Here is a 19,778-nt window from a genome sequence, read left to right on the forward strand (position 1 = left end):
GTGTCAGACAGTCCCGAGCGGATGTTTTAGCTTTCCAGGCCTGCGGCACAGCTCCGTCGGGCTCGCTGCCCCTATCACTTTTGAACATGCCGGCAGAGCCGTTACAGACCCGCCTCGGGCGCTGGACGTAGCTGGCCGTCGTGCGGGCATCAGGTTGCAGCTGAAACCGGATTTTCTCATCAACCGTTTGCGAATTTGAAAGCAGGTCACTTACATGCAGTTCAGCGAATTGATGGCAATTATTTCCACCCAGCCGATCCGTCTCCAACAGGAAGAAGGCGACCTGGTCGTGCTGGGTGACGATGAGGGGCTGGACGACGCGCTGTGGGACAGCCTGGTCAAGCACAAGTCCCGGCTGCTGGACCTGGTGGCCCGCCATGACGGCGACTGGCTGAGCCCGGCCTACCGCATCACCCCGGACATGCTGCCGCTGGTCAAGCTCGACCAGCCGGCCATCGAACGCATAGTCGCCAGCGTGCCGGGCGGCGCGGCCAATGTGCAGGACATCTACCCGCTGGCGCCCCTGCAGGAAGGCATGCTCTACCACCACCTGTCGGCCCGGCAGGGCGACCCCTACGTGCTGCACGCGCAGTTCGCCTTCGCCAGCCGCGAGCGCCTGAACGCCTTTGCCGAGGCCCTGCAATGGGTGATCGAACGCCATGACATCCTGCGCACCGCGATGTTCTGGGAGCGCCTGGACGAGCCGGTGCAGGTGGTCTGGCGCCAGGCCCGGCTGGACTGCGAAGAGCTGAGCGTCAATACCGCCGACGGCGATGTGCTGGAGCAATTGCTGGCGCGCTTCGATGCCCGCCACTATCGCCTCGACCTGCGCCAGGCGCCGCTGCTGCGCCTGGTCTTCGCCGAAGACCCGCACCAGCAGCGGGTGGTGGGCATGCTGCTGTTCCATCACACGGTCATGGACCATACCGCGCTGGACCTGGTGCGCGAGGAAATCCAGGCGCACCTGCTCGGCCAATGCGAACAGGTGGCGCCGGCGGTGCCGTTTCGCGATTACCTGGCGCAGGCGCGGCTGGGGGCGGACGAGCAGGCGCATGAGGCGTTCTTCCGCCAGATGCTCGGCGATATCGACGAGCCGACCCTGCCGTTCGGCCTGCGAGATGTGCAGGGCGACGGTCGCGGCATCGAGGAGCTGCGCATCGGCCTCGACGATAGGTTGAATCTGCGCCTGCGCGGCCAGTCCCGGCAGTTGGGGGTAAGCGCCGCGAGCCTGATGCACCTGGCGCTGGCCCTGGTCCTGGGCAAGGCCTCGGGGCGCAGCGCGGTGGTGTTCGGCACGGTGCTGCTGGGACGCATGGACGCCGGCGAAGGGGCCGAGCGCGCCCTCGGCATGTTCATCAATACCTTGCCGCTGCGGGTGGATGTCGACGGGCAAAGCGTGCGCGCCGCGGTGCAGGCCACCCACCAGCGCCTGACCGCGCTGCTCGGGCATGAACAGGCCTCGCTGGCCCTGGCCCAGCGTTGCAGCGCGGTGAGCGCGCCGACGCCGCTGTTCAGCGCCATGCTCAACTACCGGCACAGCGCCGCCGGCGACGCCGCGGCGGTGATCGACATCGCCGAGGGCATCCAGGTGCTGGGCGCCGAGGAACGCACCAACTACCCGCTGACGGTCAACGTCGACGACCTCGGCCAAGGCTTCCGCCTGACCCTGATGGTCGCCGCCGAGATCGGCGCCGAGCGCCTGGGCGGTTACCTGCAAACGGCCCTGGAAAGCCTGGTCGCGGCCCTGGAACACAACCCGGACACGCCGCTGCAAAACCTGAACATTCTGCCGGCGGCCGAACGCCAGCAGCTGCTGTTCGGCCTGAACCCGGTCCGGCACTTCGCCGACACTGCCTTGATCCACCAGCAGGTGGAGGCCCAGGCCGCGGCCCAGCCCGACGCCACGGCGCTGATCCATGAGGGGCGGCAGCTGAGCTACGGCGAGCTGAACCGCCGCGCCAACCAGCTGGCGCACCGCCTGCTGGCCCTGGGCGTGCGCCCGGACGACCGGGTGGCGATCTGTGTCGAGCGCGGCCTGGAGATGATCGTCGGCCTGCTGGGCATCCTCAAGGCGGGCGCCGGTTATGTGCCCATCGACCCGGCCTATCCCCAGGAGCGCATCGCCTACACCCTGCGCGACAGCGAACCGCTGGCACTGCTGGCCCAGGCCGGCACCCGGCAGTTGCTGGGCGAACTGGCGGTGCCGCTGCTCGACCTCGACGACCCAGCGCTGGATCGGCAGCCCTCGGACAACCCCCAGGTGCCGGGGCTGAGCAGCTCGAACCTGGCCTATGTGATCTACACCTCGGGCTCCACCGGCCTGCCCAAGGGCGTGATGATCGAGCACCGCAACGTGGCGCGGCTGTTCTCGGCGACCCAGGAGGGGTTCGCCTTCAACCGCCAGGACGTGTGGGCGCTGTTCCATTCCTTCGCCTTCGACTTCTCGGTCTGGGAAATCTGGGGCGCGCTGATCCACGGCGGCCAATTGCTGGTGGTGCCGCAGCTGGTCAGTCGTTCGCCGGACGACTGCTATGCACTGCTGTGCGAAGCCTCGGTAAGCATTCTCAACCAGACCCCGAGCGCCTTCCGCCAGTTGATCGCGGCCCAGGAGCGCAGCCCGCTCAAGCATTCCCTGCGCCAGGTGATCTTCGGTGGCGAAGCCCTGGAGCCGGGGATTCTCAAGCCCTGGTATGGCCGGGTGGAAAACGCCGGCACGCAGCTGGTGAACATGTACGGCATCACCGAAACCACGGTGCACGTGACCTACCGCGCCCTGCAGGCGGCGGATGCCCAGCGCCTGGGGGCCAGCCCGATCGGCGGGGCGATTGCCGACCTGCAGCTGTACGTGCTGGATGAGCGGCGCGAGCCGGTGCCGGCGGGGGTAGTGGGCGAGCTGTATGTCGGTGGCGCCGGGGTGGCGCGGGGTTACCTGAACCGCGAGGCGTTGACCGCCGAGCGCTTTATTGACGATCCGTTCCGCGCGGGCAGCGGGCAGCGCCTGTACAAGACCGGCGACCTGGCGCGCTGGAACGCTCAGGGCGAGCTGGAGTACCTGGGGCGTAATGACGATCAGGTGAAGGTCCGCGGGTTCCGCATCGAACTGGGGGAAATCGAGGCGCGGCTGGCGGCCTGCGCCGGCGTACGCGAGGCGGTGGTGATCGCCCGCGAGGACGAGCCCGGCGACCAGCGCCTGGTGGCTTACCTGATAGGTGCAGAAGGAGTCGAATTGGACGCGGCGGCACTGCGTGACCAGCTGCTGCTGTCCCTGGCCGACTACATGCTGCCCAGCGCCTTCGTGCAGCTCGACGCCTTGCCGCTGACCACCAACGGCAAGCTCGACCGCAAGGCACTGCCGGCGCCGGACAGCACGGCCCTGGCTCGGCGCGGTTTCGAGGCGCCGCAGGGCGAGGTGGAACAGCGCATCGCGGCGATCTGGCAGGAGCTGCTCAAGGTCGAGCGGGTCGGCCGTCATGACAACTTCTTCGAGCTGGGCGGGCATTCGCTGCTGGCGGTGAAGCTGATCGAGCGCATGCGCCAGCTGGAACTGGGCGCCGATGTGCGGGTGCTGTTCGGCCAGCCGACCCTGGCGGCCCTGGCTGCGGCGGTGGGCGGTGGCCGGGAGATCCAGGTGCCGGCCAACCGCATCGGCGCCGACTGCAGCCGCATCACCCCGGACCTGCTGCCCCTGGCGGATCTCGACCAGGCCGCTATCGACCAGCTCGTCGCCGGTATCCCCGGCGGCGTTGGCAATGTGCAGGACATCTACGGCCTGGCGCCGTTGCAGGCGGGCATCCTCTATCACCATCTGGCAAGCGAGGAAGGCGACCCCTATGTGCTGCAGGTGCAATGCGCCTTCAGCGGCCGACCCCAGGTCGAGGCCTTCGTCGGCGCGCTGGACAGCGTGATCGAGCGCCATGACATCCTGCGCAGCAGCGTGCACTGGCAAGGCCTCGCCGAACCGGTGCAAGTGGTCTGGCGCCAGGCGCCGCTGGTGGTCGAACAGCTGGAGCCCGAGGCGGGCGGCGATGTATTGCAGCAATTGCAGCAGCGCTTCGACCCGCGGCATTACCGGCTGGACCTGAACCGCGCCGCGCTGATGCGCTTTGCCTACGCCCGGGACGAGCACAACCAGCGCTGGCTGGGCATCCTGCTGCTGCACCATATCCTCCTGGACCACACCGCGCTGGCGACCCTGGTGGCGGAAATGAGCGCCAGCTTGAGCGGGCTTGCCCGCTCCCTGGATGCAGCCGGCCACGCCCAGCCCCTGGGCGAGGCCGTGCAGTACCGCAACTACGTGGCCCAGGCCCGGCTCGGGGTCAGTGAGGAGGAACACGAAGCCTTTTTCCGCGAGATGCTCGGCGACATCGACGAGCCGACCCTGGCTTTCGGCCTGGGGGACGTCAATCGTGACGGCAGTGGCGTGGAAGAGACGCGCCTGCCCCTGGACGCAGCTTTGGCTCGGCGCCTGCGCGAACAAGCGCGTCAGCTCGGGGTCAGCGCCGCCAGCCTGGTGCACCTGGCCTGGGCTCAGGTGCTGGGCCAGGTCTCGGGCCGCGACGATGTGGTGTTCGGCACCGTGCTGCTCGGACGGATGCAGGGCGGCGAGGGCGCCGACCGCGCCCTGGGCATGTTTATCAATACCTTGCCGCTGCGGGTCAGCCTCGGCGCTGTGGGCGTGCGCGACGCGGTGCGCGCCACCCACGGCCGGCTCTCGCAGTTGCTCGGGCATGAACACGCGTCCTTGTCCCTGGCCCAGCGCTGCAGCAGCGTGCCGGCTTCGCTGCCGCTGTTCAGCAGCTTGCTCAACTACCGCCACAGCGCCGCCGAGGAAGTGGCCGCAGTGGACGGCGCGGCCTGGGACGGCATCCAGATTCTCAGTTCGCAAGAGCGCAGCAACTACCCGCTGGTACTGAATGTCGACGACCGTGGCGAAGCCTTCGAACTGGTGGTGCAGACCCTGGCCGAGGTCGGTGGCCAGCGGGTCGCCTGTTATATGCATAGCGCCCTGCAGGGGCTGGTGGAGGCCCTGGAGCAGGCGCCGGCCCGGCCGTTGCGCGAGCTGAGCATCCTGCCGGCGGAAGAACGCCAGCGCCTGCTGGTGACCTTCAACGCCACCCAGCGCGACTATCCGCGGGAACAGACCCTGCACGCCTTGTTCGAGGCCCAGGCGCGGCTGCACCCGCAGGCCACGGCGGCGGTGCAGGGTGCACAGGCCTTGAGTTATGAGGCGCTGAACCGCCGCGCCAACCAGCTGGCGCACCATCTGATCGGCCTCGGAGTGAATCCGGGAGACAGCGTGGCGATCCTGCTGGAGCGTTCCCTGGACCTGCTGGCCAGCCAGTTGGCGGTGAGCAAGTGCGCGGCGGTCTATGTGCCGCTGGACATCAACGCGCCGGCCGAGCGCCAGGCCTTCATGCTCGAAGACAGCGCCGCGCGGGTGCTGCTCAGCGACAGCCGCCAGGCAACTTCTCACAGCGTCGCCCGGGTCGATCTGGATCGCCTGACCCTCGACGGCTTGCCAGAGCACGACCTACAGCTGGCGCAGTCCTCCGAGGCGCTGGCCTACATCATGTACACCTCCGGTTCCACGGGTACGCCCAAGGGCGTGCTGGTGCCGCACCGGGCGATCGCGCGGCTGGTGATCAACAACGGTTATGCCGATTTCAACCGCGACGACCGGGTGGCCTTTGCCTCCAACCCGGCGTTCGACGCCAGCACCCTGGAGGTCTGGGCGCCCTTGCTCAACGGCGGCTGCGTGGTGGTGGTCGAGCAGGACGTGCTGCTGTCCCGCGAGGCCTTCGGCCAGCTGTTGCAGGCACAGCAGGTCAGCGTGCTGTGGCTGACCGCCGGGCTGTTCCACCAGTACGCCGATGGCCTGATGCCGGCGTTCAGCCGCTTGCGTTACCTGATCGTCGGCGGCGACGTGCTCGACCCGGCGGTGATCGGCCGGGTCCTGCAACAGGGCGCGCCGCGACACCTGCTCAACGGTTATGGCCCGACCGAGGCCACCACCTTTTCCACCACCTTCGAAATAACTGAGGTGGGCGAGGGCGGCATTCCCATCGGCCGGCCGATCGGCAACAGCCGGGCCTATGTGCTCGATGCCCGGCAGCGCCCGCTGCCCATTGGTGCGGTAGGCGAGCTGTATATCGGCGGCGCCGGGGTGGCCAAGGGTTACCTGAACCAGCCAGAGCTGACCGCCCAGGCATTTATTGCAGATCCTTTCAGCGAGCAACCCCAGGCCCTGCTGTACCGCACCGGCGACCTGGCCTCCTGGCGCGCCGACGGCACCTTGCTGTACCAGGGCCGCAACGACCAGCAGGTGAAACTGCGCGGGTTCCGTATCGAGCTGGGGGAAATCGAGACCCGGCTGGCGGCCTGCCCGGGCGTCCAGGACGCGGTGGTGCTGGCCCGCGAGGACGAGCCCGGCGACAAGCGCCTGGTGGCTTACTTCACCGTCGAGGCCGATGAGTCGGCGCCGCAGCTCGACAGTCTGCACGCCCAGCTGCAAGGCCAGCTCCCCGATTACATGGTGCCGTCGGCCTATGTCCGGCTCGACCGCCTGCCGCTGACCGCCAACGGCAAGCTGGACCGCAAGGCCTTGCCGGTACCGGATCAGGCGGCCTTGCTCAGCCGTGGTTTCGAGGCGCCGCAGGGGAATGTGGAAATCGCCCTGGCGCAAATCTGGAGCGAGCTGCTAAAGGTCGAGCAGGTCGGCCGCCACGATCATTTCTTCGAGCTGGGCGGGCATTCGCTGCTGGCGGTGAGCCTGATCGAGCGCATGCGCCAGATCGGCCTGAGCGCCGATGTGCGCGCCCTGTTCAGCCAGCCGAGCCTGGCGGCTCTGGCCGCGGCGGTGGGCAGCGGCCGGGAAATCCAGGTGCCGGCCAACCGCATTGGCGCGGGCTGCCAGCGCATCACCCCGGAGCTGTTGCCGTTGGTGGAGCTGGAGCAGGCGGACATCGATCGGATAGTCGCCCAGGTGCCCGGCGGCGCAGCCAATGTGCAGGACATCTACCCCCTGGCGCCGCTGCAGGAGGGCATTCTTTATCACCACCTGAGTGCCGGGCAGGGCGACCCCTACCTGCTGCAATCGCGCATGGCCTTCGACAGCCTGGAGCGTTTGCAGGCCTTTGCCGGCGCCTTGCAGCAGGTGATCGAACGCCACGACATCCTCCGCACTGCTGTGCTCTGGGAGGGCCTGAAGCAGCCGGTGCAGGTGGTGTGGCGCAAGGCGGAACTGGTGCTGCAACAGGTGCCGCTGGAAGCCGGCGGCGATGTACTGGAGCAGTTGCACGCTTGCTTCGATGCCCGCCACTACCGCCTCGACCTGACCCAGGCGCCGCTGCTGCGCATGGTCTATGCCCAGGACCCGGCCCAGCAGCGGGTGGTGGCGATCCTGCTGTTCCATCACCTGGCCCTGGACCACACCGCGATGGCCGTGGTCGGCGAGGAGATGCGGGCCTTCATGTTCGGCGAGGCCGACCGCCTGGGCATGCCTGTGCCTTATCGCAACTACGTGGCCCAGGCGCGCCTGGGGGCGGCGGAGCAGGAGCACGAGACGTTCTTTAGCGAGATGCTCGGCGATATCGACGAGCCGACCCTGCCGTTCGGTTTGCAGGATGTGCAGGGCGACGGCCGTGATATCGAAGAGGCCGAGCTGGCCCTGGACGCCGCCCTGAGTCTGCGCCTGCGGACCCTGGCCCGGCGCCTGGGGGTGAGCGCGGCGAGCCTGATGCACCTGGCCTGGGCCCAGGTGCTGGGCCAGGTGTCGAGCCGTCGGGAGGTGGTGTTCGGCACCGTGCTGATGGGTCGCATGCAAGGCGGCGAGGGCGCCGACCGCGCCCTGGGGATGTTTATCAATACCTTGCCGCTGCGGGTCGATCGCGGCCTGGGGGTGCAGGCCGCGGTCAAGGCCACCCACGCCCGGCTGACCGCGCTGCTGGGGCACGAACATGCGTCCCTGGCCCTGGCCCAGCGTTGCAGTGGCGTGGCCGCCGGTGCGCCGCTGTTCAGCGCCTTGCTCAACTATCGCCACAGCGCGCCGCAGGAGATGGCCCGATCCGGCCAGGGCATCTGGCAGGGCGTCGAACTGCTGGGCGGCGAAGAGCGCAGCAACTACCCGCTGACCCTGAGCGTCGACGACCTGGGCGAGGGCTTCTGCCTGAATGTGCTGACGCTGTCGAGCATCGGTGCGCAGCGTATCGGCCAGTACATGCAGCAGGCGCTGGAGCAATTGGCCCAGGCCCTGGAGCAGGACCCCGAGCTGGCGCTGCAACGCCTGCCGATCCTGCCGCAGGCGGAGTGGCAACGCCTGCTGTCGAGCTTCAACGCCAGCGCCGCGAACTACCCGCGCGGGCAGACCGTCCACGGCCTGTTCGAAACCCGGGCCGCGCGTACCCCGGACGCCTTCGCGCTGCTGCAGGGCGAGCAGCGCCTGACCTATCGCCAGCTCAACCAGCACGCCAACCAGCTGGCCTGGCACCTGCTGGCCCAGGGCGTGCAGCCGGACGACCGGGTGGCGATCTGTGTGCGCCGCGGCCCGCAGATGCTGATAGGGCTGCTGGCGATTCTCAAGGCCGGGGCCGGTTATGTGCCGATCGATCCGGCCTACCCGGCGGAGCGCATCGCCTACCTGCTGAAGGACAGCGCGCCGGTGGCGGTGCTGGCGCAACAGCAGACTCGCACGCTGCTGGGCGACAGCCTGCCGCTGATCGACCTGGCAGCCACCGACTGGCAATACCGCCCGGTGACCAACCCATGCCCGGCGCGGCTGACCGCGGCGCACCTGGCCTATGTGATCTACACCTCGGGCTCCACCGGCTTGCCCAAGGGCGTGATGGTCGAACACCAGACCCTGGAAAACCTGGTGCACTGGCATTGCGCGGCCTTCGACCTGAAGCCGGGCAGCCATACCTCCAGCGTTGCCGGTTTCGGTTTCGACGCCATGGCCTGGGAGGTCTGGCCGGCGCTGTGCGGCGGCGCGACCCTGCACCTGCCGCCGGCCGAGGTCGGCAACGAACACATCGACGAACTGCTGCACTGGTGGCGCGGGCAGCCGCTGGACGTCAGCTTCCTGCCGACCCCAGTGGCCGAGTACGCCTTCAGCCAGGATCTGGAACATCCGACCCTGCGCACGCTGCTGATCGGCGGCGATCGCTTGCGCCATTTCAGCCGCAACCAGCGTTTCCAGGTGATCAACAACTACGGCCCGACCGAGGCCACGGTGGTCGCCACCTCCGGCAGGATCGAGGCCGGGCGGCCGCTGCATATCGGCAAGCCCATGGCCAACGCGCGCATCTACCTGCTGGACGAGCAGCTGCAACCGGTGCCGGTCGGCGTGGCGGGCGAGCTGTACGTGGGCGGCGCCGGCGTGGCCCGGGGCTACCTGAACCGGGCGCAACTGACCGCCGAGCGTTTCCTCGACGACCCGTTCAGCGCCAATGCTGTCAACGGCGGCCCAGCAGCACGGATGTACCGCACCGGCGACCTGGCGCGCTGGCTGGCCGATGGCAGCATCGAGTACCTGGGGCGTAACGACGATCAGGTCAAGGTGCGGGGCATGCGCATCGAGCTGGGGGAAATCGAAGCCGCCCTGGCCCGCCACGAGGCGCTGCGCGAATGCGTGGTGCTGGTGCGCGACGGGCGCCTGGTGGCCTGGTTCAGCGAGCACCGGCCGCTGGATATCGAGGAGCTGCGGGCTTATCTGCAAGGACGTTTGCCGGACTACATGCTGCCGGCGGCTTATGTGCGCCTGGACAGCCTGCCGCTGACCGCCAATGGCAAGCTGGACCGCAAGGCGCTGCCGGAGCCGGATCAGGCAGCCTTGCTCAGCCGCGAGTACGAGGCGCCCCAGGGCGAGGTCGAGGAGACCCTGGCCGGGATCTGGGCCGAGGTGCTCAAGGTCGAGCGGGTCGGCCGCCACGATCACTTCTTCGAACTGGGCGGCCATTCGCTGCTGGCGGTGAGCCTGATCGAGCGCATGCGCCAGCAGGGCCTGAGCGCCGATGTGCGCATCCTGTTCAGCCAGCCGACCCTGGCGGCGCTGGCCGCGGCGGTCGGCAGCGGCCGCGAGGTCGAGGTGCCGGCCAACCTGATTCCCGCCGGCTGCCAGCACATCACCCCGGACCTGTTGCCGTTGGTGGAACTGCAGCAGGCCGAGATCGATCGTATCGTCGCCCAGGTGCCCGGCGGCGCGGCCAATGTGCAGGACATCTACCCCCTGGCGCCGTTGCAGGAAGGCATCCTGTATCACCACATCATGGCGGAGCAGGGCGACCCCTACCTGCTGCAATCGCGCATGGCCTTCGACAGCCTGGAGCGTTTGCAGGCCTTCGCCGGTGCCTTGCGCCAGGTGATCGAGCGCCACGACATCCTGCGTACTGCTGTGCTCTGGGAGGGGCTGAAACAGCCGGTGCAAGTGGTCTGGCGCGAGGCGCCGCTGGTGCTGCGCGAGGTGGCCTGCGACACGGCCGCCGGCGAGGTGCTGGCCCAGTTGCTGCAGCGTTTCGATGCCCGGCGTTACCGCCTGGAGCTGACCCAGGCGCCACTGATCCAGCTGATGTACGCCGCCGACCCGGCGAACCAGCGGGTGGTGGCGGTGTTGCTGTTCCACCACCTGGCCATGGACCACAGCGCCCTGGAAGTGGTGCGCCACGAACTCCAGGCCTTGCTGCTGGACCAGGCGCAGGGCCTGGGGCCGACGGTGCCGTTTCGCAACTATGTGGCCCAGGCGCGCCTGGGCACCGGCGAGCAGGAACATGAAGCCTTCTTCCGCGAGATGCTCGGCGATGTCGACGAGCCGACCCTGGCCTTCGGCTTGCAGGATGTGCAGGGCGATGGGCACGGGATCGAGGAACGGCAACTGCGCCTGCCGGCGTCCCTCGATCAGGGCCTGAGAAGCCAGGCGCGGCGCTTGGGGGTCAGTGCCGCCAGCCTGTTCCACCTGGCCTGGGCCCAGGTACTGGCCGCCGCCTCGGGCAAGCGCAATGTGGTGTTCGGCACCGTGCTGGTCGGCCGGATGCAGGGTGGCGCGGGCGCCGACCGGGCGCTGGGGGTCTTCATCAATACCCTGCCGTTGCGGGTCGATATCGACGAGCAGGATGTGCGTGCCGGCGTGCGCGCCACCCATGCCCGGTTGACCGCGTTGCTGGGGCACGAACACGCGTCCCTGGCCCTGGCGCAACGTTGCAGTGGCGTGGCGGCTGGCACGCCGCTGTTCAGCGCCATGCTCAACTACCGCCATAGCCTTACCCAGCCCCAGGAACAGCAACAGGCCTGGCAGGGGATCGAAACCCTGGCCAGCGACGAGCGCACCAACTATCCGCTGACCCTCAATGTCGACGACCTGGGCGATGGCTACCACCTCACCGCGCTGGTTGCCGCCGGAGTGGGGGCGCAACGGGTTTGCGACTTTATGCAGACTGTGCTGCAGGGGCTGGTGGACGCCCTGGAACAGTCGCCGCAAACCGCCCTGAACCGCCTGCCGGTGATCACCGCCGAGGAACGCCGGCAACTGCTGGTGGAGTTCAATGCCACCGAGCTGCCTTACGACCTTGAGCAGAGCATTCATGGGCTGTTCGAGGCCCAGGTCCAGCGCACGCCCGAGGCGCTGGCGGTCAAGGCCGGCGAGCAATCGCTGACCTATCGCGAGCTCAACGAGCGGGCCAACCAGCTGGCGCATTACCTGCGCGGGCAGGGCGTAGGCCCGGATGCGCGGGTGGCGATCTGCGTCGAACGCGGGCTGGAAATGGTGGTGGGCTTGCTGGCGATCCTCAAGGCCGGCGGCGGTTATGTGCCGCTGGATCCGTCGTACCCGCCGGAGCGGATCGCCTACATGCTGGAAGACAGCGTGCCTGTGGTGGTGCTGGCTCAGGAGGCGACTCGGGGCTTGCTCGGTGACGTGCCGGTGATCGATCTGGACCGGCCTGTGTGGCTGGATCAGCCGCTCAGTAATCCGTTTATTGCCGAGCTGACTCCGCGGCATCTGGTCTATGTGATCTACACCTCCGGTTCCACCGGCAAGCCCAAGGGCGTGATCAACGAGCACCGTGCGGTGGTCAACCGCCTGCTGTGGATGCAGGACCAATACGGCCTGAATTCATCTGACTCGGTATTGCAGAAAACCCCGTTCAGCTTCGACGTGTCGGTCTGGGAATTCTTCTGGCCATTGATGACCGGCGCACGGCTGGTGATGGCCCGTCCTGAGGGCCATAAAGACCCTGCCTACCTGTGCGAAGTGATCCAGGCCGAACGCATCTGCACCTTGCATTTCGTGCCGTCGATGCTCGACGTATTCCTCGCTCATGGCGATACCGCTCGCTGCACTGGACTGCGGCGCGTGCTGTGCAGCGGCGAGGCGCTGCCGGGCAGCCTGGTGCGACGGTTCAAGGCGCAATTGCCGGGCAGCGAACTGCACAACCTTTACGGCCCGACCGAAGCGGCGGTGGACGTGACCGCCTGGAACTGCGCGGGTCCTGTGGAGCAGGTCCCGGACAATACGCCCATCGGCAAACCCATCGCCAACACCCGCCTGTACCTGCTGGATGAGCAACTGCAACCGGTACCTTTGGGCGTTGTCGGCGAGTTGTATATCGGTGGTGTGCAGGTGGCGCGGGGGTATCTGCATCGCCCGGAACTGACGGCCGAACGTTTCCTAAAAGACCCGTTCAGCAGCACAACCCAGGCCCGCATGTACCGCACCGGCGACCTCGGTCGCTACTTGGCGGACGGCACCATCGAGTACTTGGGGCGCAACGACGATCAGGTGAAGATCCGCGGCCTGCGTATCGAGCTGGGGGAAATCCAGGCGCGCCTGACCCAGTTCCCGGAGGTGAAAGAGGCGGTGGTGCTGGCCCGGGAAGACGTGCCGGGGGACAAGCGCCTGGTGGCCTATTACACCACCGAGCTTTCCAGCGAACGCCTGGAAACTGAGGCACTGCGCAGCCACCTGTTGGAGCAGTTGCCGGAATACATGGTGCCGGCGCTGTTCGTGCACCTGCCGGCCTTGCCCCTGAGCCCCAACGGCAAGCTGGATCGCAAGGCCTTGCCAGCCCCGGACCTGGAATCACTGCGGGTACGGGAATACGAGGCACCGATAGGCGATACCGAAATCCTCCTGGCGCGGATCTGGGCCGAGTTGCTGAACGTGGAACGGGTAGGGCGCCACGACCATTTCTTCGAGCTGGGCGGGCATTCGCTGCTGGCCGTCAGCCTGATTGGTCGCTTGCGTCAGGAAGGCATGGAAGCCGATGTCAGGGCGCTGTTCGAACAGCCGACCCTGGCGGGCTATGCCGCAATTACCGAACGAATGGAGATCGTCCTGTGAGCATGATCGAAGTACTGGCGACACTGAAGGCCAAGGATATTCAACTGGCGCTCAAGGGTGATCAGCTTCTGGTGCAAGGCAACAAGCAGGCGCTGAGCGAGCCGGCGACCCTGGCCCTGCTGCGCGAGCACAAGCCGGCGTTGATCGAGCTGATCCGCGCCGGGCGCTACGACGCCAGCACGGCCGGGCGGGTCGAGGTGCCGGCCAACCTGATTGCGGCCGATGCCCAACGCATCACCCCGGCCCTGTTGCCCCTGGTCGATCTGAGCCAGGAGGCGATCGACCGGATCGTCGCCAGCGTGCCCGGCGGCGCGGCCAATGTGCAGGACATCTACCCCCTGGCGCCGCTGCAGCAAGGCATCCTCTATCACCACGCCAGCGCTACCCAGGGCGACCTCTATGTGCTGCAGGCGCAGTTCGCCTTTGTCGGCCGCGAGCGCCTGGCGGCCTTTGTCCAGGCCTTGCAGGGGGTGATCGACCGGCACGACATCCTGCGCACCGCGGTGCATTGGGAAGGGCTGGAAGAACCGGTGCAGGTGGTCTGGCGCCAGGCCACCCTGGAGCTGGAGGAAGTCGTGCTCGACCCGGCGGACGGCCCGGTCGCCGAGCAATTGCGGGCGCGCTTCGACCCCCGGCATTACCGCCTGGACGTGACCCAGGCGCCGCTGCTGCGCCTGGTCTACGCCCGGGACGAAGCCGGGCAGCGCCTCGTCGCCAGCCTGCTGTTCCACCATATGGCCATGGACCACAGCGCCCTGGACGTGGTCCGTCACGAATTGCAGGCCTTCCTGCTGGACCAGGCGCAGGGCCTGGGGCCGGCGGTGCCGTTTCGCAACTATGTGGCCCAGGCGCGTTTGGGCACCAGCGAGCAGGAGCATGAAGCCTTCTTCCGCGAGATGCTCGGCGACATCGACGAGCCGACCCTGCCGTTCGGCCTGCAGGATGTGCAGGGCGACGGCGGTGCTAGCGCCGAGTCCGGCCTGGCCATCGGGCCCGGCCTGAGCCAGCGGCTGCGCTTGCAGGCGCGGCAGGCGGGGGTGAGCGCCGCCAGCCTGTTCCATCTGGCCTGGGCCCAGGTGCTGGGCGCGCTGTCGGGCAAGCAGCAGGTGGTGTTCGGCACGGTGCTGATGGGCCGCATGCAGGGCGGCGGGGACAACGACCGGGCCCTGGGCATGTTCATCAATACCTTGCCGCTGCGGGTGGATGTGGGCCGCCAGCCGGTGCTGGCCGGGGTCAAGGCCACCCATGCCCGGCTGACCACCTTGCTGCGCCATGAACACGCGCCCCTGGCCCTGGCGCAACGTTGCAGCGGCGTGCTCGCGCCGACGCCGCTGTTCAGCGCCTTGCTCAACTATCGGCACAGCGCCGCGCCGAGCAGCGCCGAACCGAGCGCGGCCTGGCAGGGCATCAGCAACCTCAGCTCCCAGGAACGCAGCAACTACCCGCTGACCCTGAGCGTCGACGACCTCGGCGAAGGTTTCAGCCTGATCCTGCTGGCCAGCGCCGAGGTCGATGGCGCGCGTCTCTGCGGTTATATGCACACGGCCCTGGAGCACCTGGTCCAGGCCCTGGAGCAGACCCCGCAGCAGGCGCTGGACCGGCTGTCGATCCTGGCCCCGGCCGAACGCGAGCAACTGCTGCGCGGCTTCAATGCCAGCCGGGTGGACTTCCCCCCGGCGCAGACCATTCACCGGCGCATCGAAGCCCAGGCCGCGGCGACGCCCCAGGCCCTGGCGGCGGTCTGCCTGGGGCAGTCGCTGACCTACGCCGAACTGAACCAGCGGGCCAATGCCCTGGCCCATCACCTGAGTGCCCTGGGCGTGGGCCCGGACGAGCGGGTGGCCATAGTCGCCCGTCGCGGCCTGGACACCCTGGTCGGCCTGCTGGCGATCCTCAAGGCCGGCGGCGCCTATGTGCCGGTGGACCCGGCCCATCCCGCCGAGCGCCTGCGTTACCTGCTGGAGGACAGCGCGCCGCTGGCGGTGCTGACCCAGGGCGAGCTGCTGGCGCGCCTGCCGGCCCTGAGCGTGCCTGTGGTCGACCTCGATGCCTTCGACTGGCTGGAGCAGCCCGAGACCAATCCCCAGGTGTCCGGGCTGACCCCGGCGCACCTGGCCTATGTGATCTACACCTCCGGTTCCACCGGGTTGCCCAAGGGGGTGATGGTCGAACACCGCACCCTGGGCAACCTGGTGGATTGGCACTGCACAGCCTTCGACCTGTGCCAGGGCCGCCACACCTCGAGCCTCGCCGGCTTCGGATTCGACGCCATGGCCTGGGAGGTCTGGCCGGCGCTGTGCGTCGGCGCGACCCTGCACCTGGCGCCGCCGCATGACGGCAATGAGGATATCGACGGGCTGCTGCGCTGGTGGCTGGCCCAGCCGCTGGACGTCAGCTTCCTGCCGACCCCGGTGGCCGAGTACGCCTTCAGCCAGAACCTGGAACACCCGACCCTGCGCAAGCTGTTGATCGGCGGCGACCGGCTGCGGCAGTTCGCCCGCACCCAGCGCTTCGAGGTGATCAACAACTACGGCCCGACCGAAGCCACGGTGGTCGCCACCTCCGGGCGGATCGAGGCCGGCCAGCCGCTGCATATCGGCAAACCGGTGGCCAACGCCCAGGTCTACCTGCTGGACCCGCAGCTGCGCCCGGTGCCGCTGGGCGTGGCGGGGGAGCTGTATGTGGCGGGCGCCGGGGTGGCGCGGGGTTACCTGAACCGTCCGGAACTGACTGCCGAGCGCTTCCTCGAAGACCCGTTCGACCCAGAGCCCGGTACGCGCATGTACCGCACCGGCGACCTGGCGCGCTGGCTGGCCGACGGCACTCTCGAATACCTGGGGCGCAACGACGACCAGGTGAAGATCCGTGGCGTGCGCATCGAGCTGGGGGAAATCGAAACCCGCCTCAACCAGTTGCCGGGCATCCAGGACGCGGTGCTGCTGGCCCGCGAGGACGAGCCCGGGCATACCCGGCTGGTGGCCTATTTCACCGAGCAGGAACAGGTCGAGCCGCTGGCAGTGGCTGAACTGCGGGCCTGCCTGCTGGCGCAGTTACCCGACTACATGGTGCCGGTGGCCTATGTGAAGCTCGCCAGCCTGCCGCTGACCGCCAACGGCAAGCTGGACCGCAAGGCGTTGCCCAAGCCGGATATGGCGGCGGTCTTCTCCCGCGCCTACGAGGCCCCGCAAGGCGAGCTGGAGCAGGCCCTGGCGCAGATCTGGGCCGATGTGCTCAAGCTCGAGCGGGTCGGGCGCCAGGATCATTTCTTCGAGCTGGGCGGCCACTCGCTGCTGGCGATGCGCATGGTCTCGCAGATCCGCCAGCGCCTGGGGGTGGACCTGGCCCTCGGCGAGCTGTTCGCCAACGCCGAACTGGCGGCCGTGGCCCGGGTCCTGGCCGAGGCCGGGCGCAGCACGCTGCCGGAGATCCTGCCGGTGCCGCGGGACGAGCCGCTGCCGTTGTCGTTCGCCCAGCAGCGCCTGTGGTTCCTGGCGCAGATGGAGGGCGCCAACGCCACCTACAACATTGCCCTGGGCCTGCGCCTGCAAGGGCGGCTCGATGTGGCGGCGCTGCAACGGGCGCTGGCGCGCATCGTCCAGCGCCATGAGAGCCTGCGCAGCCGCTTTGCCGTGTTCGACGACGAACCCCGGGTGCTGCTGGCCACCAGCGAACAGGCCTTCAGCCTGGGCACCGAGGACCTGCGCCAGCATCCCCAGGCGCAGCAGGCCTTGCAGGCGCTGTCGCGGCGTGAAGCCAGCGAGCCCTTCGATCTGCAGCAGGGGCCCTTGTTGCGCGGACGGCTGCTGCTCATGGCCGACGACGAGCATGTGTTGCTGCTGACCCTGCATCACATCGTCACCGATGGCTGGTCCATGGGCGTGCTGACCCGCGAGCTGATGGCGCTGTACCAGGCCTTCAGCCGCGGCGAACAGGACCCGTTGCCGCCGCTGGCGGTGCAGTACGGCGACTTTGCCGTCTGGCAGCGGCGATGGCTTGGCGGCGAGCTGCTGCAACGCCAGGGCGCCTGGTGGCAGCAGGCCCTGGGCGGCGCCCCGGCCTTGCTGATGCTGCCCACCGACCGGCCGCGCCCGCTGCAACAGGACCATGCCGGCCAGCGGCTCGAGGTGCTGCTGGACGAATCGCTGAGCGCCGGGCTCAAGGCCTTGAGCCAGCGCCACGGCACCACGCTGTACATGACCCTGATGGCGGCCTGGGCCCAGTTGCTCGGGCGCCTGGCCGGGCAGGCCGAGGTGGTGATAGGCACGCCGGTGGCCAACCGCCGCTGCGTCGAGGTCGAGGGGCTGATCGGCTTGTTCGTCAACACCCTGGCGGTGCGCATCGACACCTCGGGCGCGCCGAGCACCGAGGCGCTGCTGGCCCGGGTCAAGGCCTGCACCCTGCAAGCCCAGGCCCACCAGGACCTGCCGTTCGAACAGGTGGTGGAACTGCTGCGGCCGGTGCGCAGCCTGTCCCACAGCCCGCTGTTCCAGACCTTGCTGAGCTGGGAAAACCACGACGGCCCCGAACTGGTCCTGGGCGACTTGCGCCTGCAAGGGCTGGCGCCGGTCAGCGAAGTGGCCAAGTTCGACCTGAGCCTGAGCCTGGGCGAGGTGCGGGGGCGTATCGGCGGCTCGCTGGAATACGCCACGGCGCTGTTCGACGAAACCACGATGCAGCGTTATCTCGGTTACTTCATCCGGTTGTTGCAGGCCATGGTCGGCAACGATCAGGCGGTGCTGGAGCAGGCGGTCCTGCTGGATGACGAGGAGCGTCAGCAGTTGCTGGAGGGCTTTAATGCGACCGAGGTGCCGTACGATCTTGAGCAGAGCATCCATGGGCTGTTCGAGGCCCAGGTCGAGCGCACGCCCGAGGCGCTGGCGGTGAAGGCGGGGGATCAATCGCTGACGTATCGCGCTCTCAATGAGCGAGCCAACCAGCTGGCGCATTACCTGCGCGAGCAGGGGGTGGGGCCGGATGCGCGGGTGGCGATCTGTGTCGAGCGTGGGCTGGAAATGGTGGTGGGCTTGCTGGCGATCCTCAAGGCGGGCGGCGGTTATGTGCCGCTGGACCCGGCTTACCCGCTGGAGCGGATTGCCTACATGCTGGAGGACAGCGCGCCGGTTGTGGTCTTGGCTCAAGGCGCGACCCGGGAGCTGCTGGGGGATGTGCCGGTAATCGATCTGGATCAGCCGGTTTGGCTGGACCAGCCGCTTGATAATCCAGTTATCGCTGAGCTGACTCCGCGGCATTTGGTCTATGTGATCTACACCTCGGGGTCTACCGGCAAACCGAAAGGTGTGATGAATGAACATCGCGCCGTGGTCAACCGCTTGCTGTGGATGCAGGACCAATATGGCCTGAACTCATCTGACTCGGTATTGCAAAAAACGCCGTTCAGTTTCGACGTATCGGTCTGGGAGTTTTTCTGGCCGTTGATGACCGGCGCACGCTTGGTGATGGCTCGTCCCGAAGGCCACAAAGACCCGGCCTACCTGTGCGAAGTGATCCAGGCCGAACGCATCACCACCTTGCACTTCGTACCCTCGATGCTCGACGTATTCCTCGCCCATGGCGACACCAGTCGCAGTGCCGGGCTGGTGCGGGTGCTGTGCAGCGGTGAAGCCTTGCCGGGCAGCCTGGTGCGGCGTTTCAAGGCGCAGTTGCCGGGCAGTGAACTGCACAACCTCTACGGCCCGACTGAAGCCGCGGTAGACGTGACCGCCTGGAACTGTGGCGGGCCGCTGGACCCGACCCCGGACAACACACCGATTGGCAAACCCATCGCCAACACCCGCATGTACCTGCTGGACGAACAGTTGCAACCGGTGCCGCTGGGCGTCGTCGGCGAGCTGTATATCGGTGGGGTACAGGTGGCACGGGGTTATCTGCATCGCCCGGAGCTGACCGCCGAACGTTTCCTCAAGGATTTGTTTAGCGATAAAGCTCAAGCACGCATGTACCGCACCGGCGATCTCGGTCGCTACTTGCCGGACGGCACCATCGAGTACCTGGGGCGCAATGACGACCAGGTGAAGATCCGTGGCCTGCGCATCGAGCTGGGGGAAATCCAGGCGCGCCTGACCCAGTTCCCGGATGTGAAGGAAGCCGTGGTGCTGGCCCGCGAAGACGTGCCGGGGGACAAGCGGCTGGTGGCTTACTACACCACTGAGGTTTCCAGCGAACGCCTGGAGACCGAGGCGCTGCGCAGCCACCTGCTGGAGCAACTGCCGGAGTACATGGTGCCGGCGCTGTTTGTGCACCTGGACTGCTTGCCCCTGAGCCCCAACGGCAAACTGGATCGCAAGGCCTTGCCAGCCCCGGACCTGGAATCACTGCGGGTACGGGAGTACGAGGCACCGCAGGGCGACACCGAAATCCTCCTGGCACAGATCTGGGCCGAGTTGCTGAATGTCGAGCGGGTAGGGCGCCACGACCATTTCTTCGAACTGGG

Annotated in this window: 2 protein-coding genes; both read left to right on the forward strand. The window is 67.9% G+C overall.

The window, feature by feature from the left end:
• Nucleotides 1–214: 214 nt before the first annotated feature.
• Entirely contained in the window at nucleotides 215–13,327 is a 13,113-nt protein-coding gene (locus J4D52_RS29070; RefSeq protein WP_110721752.1) for a non-ribosomal peptide synthetase, read from the forward strand.
• Nucleotides 13,324–19,778: non-ribosomal peptide synthetase (locus J4D52_RS29075; RefSeq protein WP_309474385.1), on the forward strand; the 6,455-nt coding region annotated here is incomplete at its 3' end. The genes J4D52_RS29070 and J4D52_RS29075, both read left to right, overlap by 4 nt.

Origin of the sequence: Pseudomonas sp. GW460-12-10-14-TSB1 (assembly GCF_017349775.1) — a bacterium.
Lineage (GTDB): Bacteria > Pseudomonadota > Gammaproteobacteria > Pseudomonadales > Pseudomonadaceae > Aquipseudomonas > Aquipseudomonas piscium.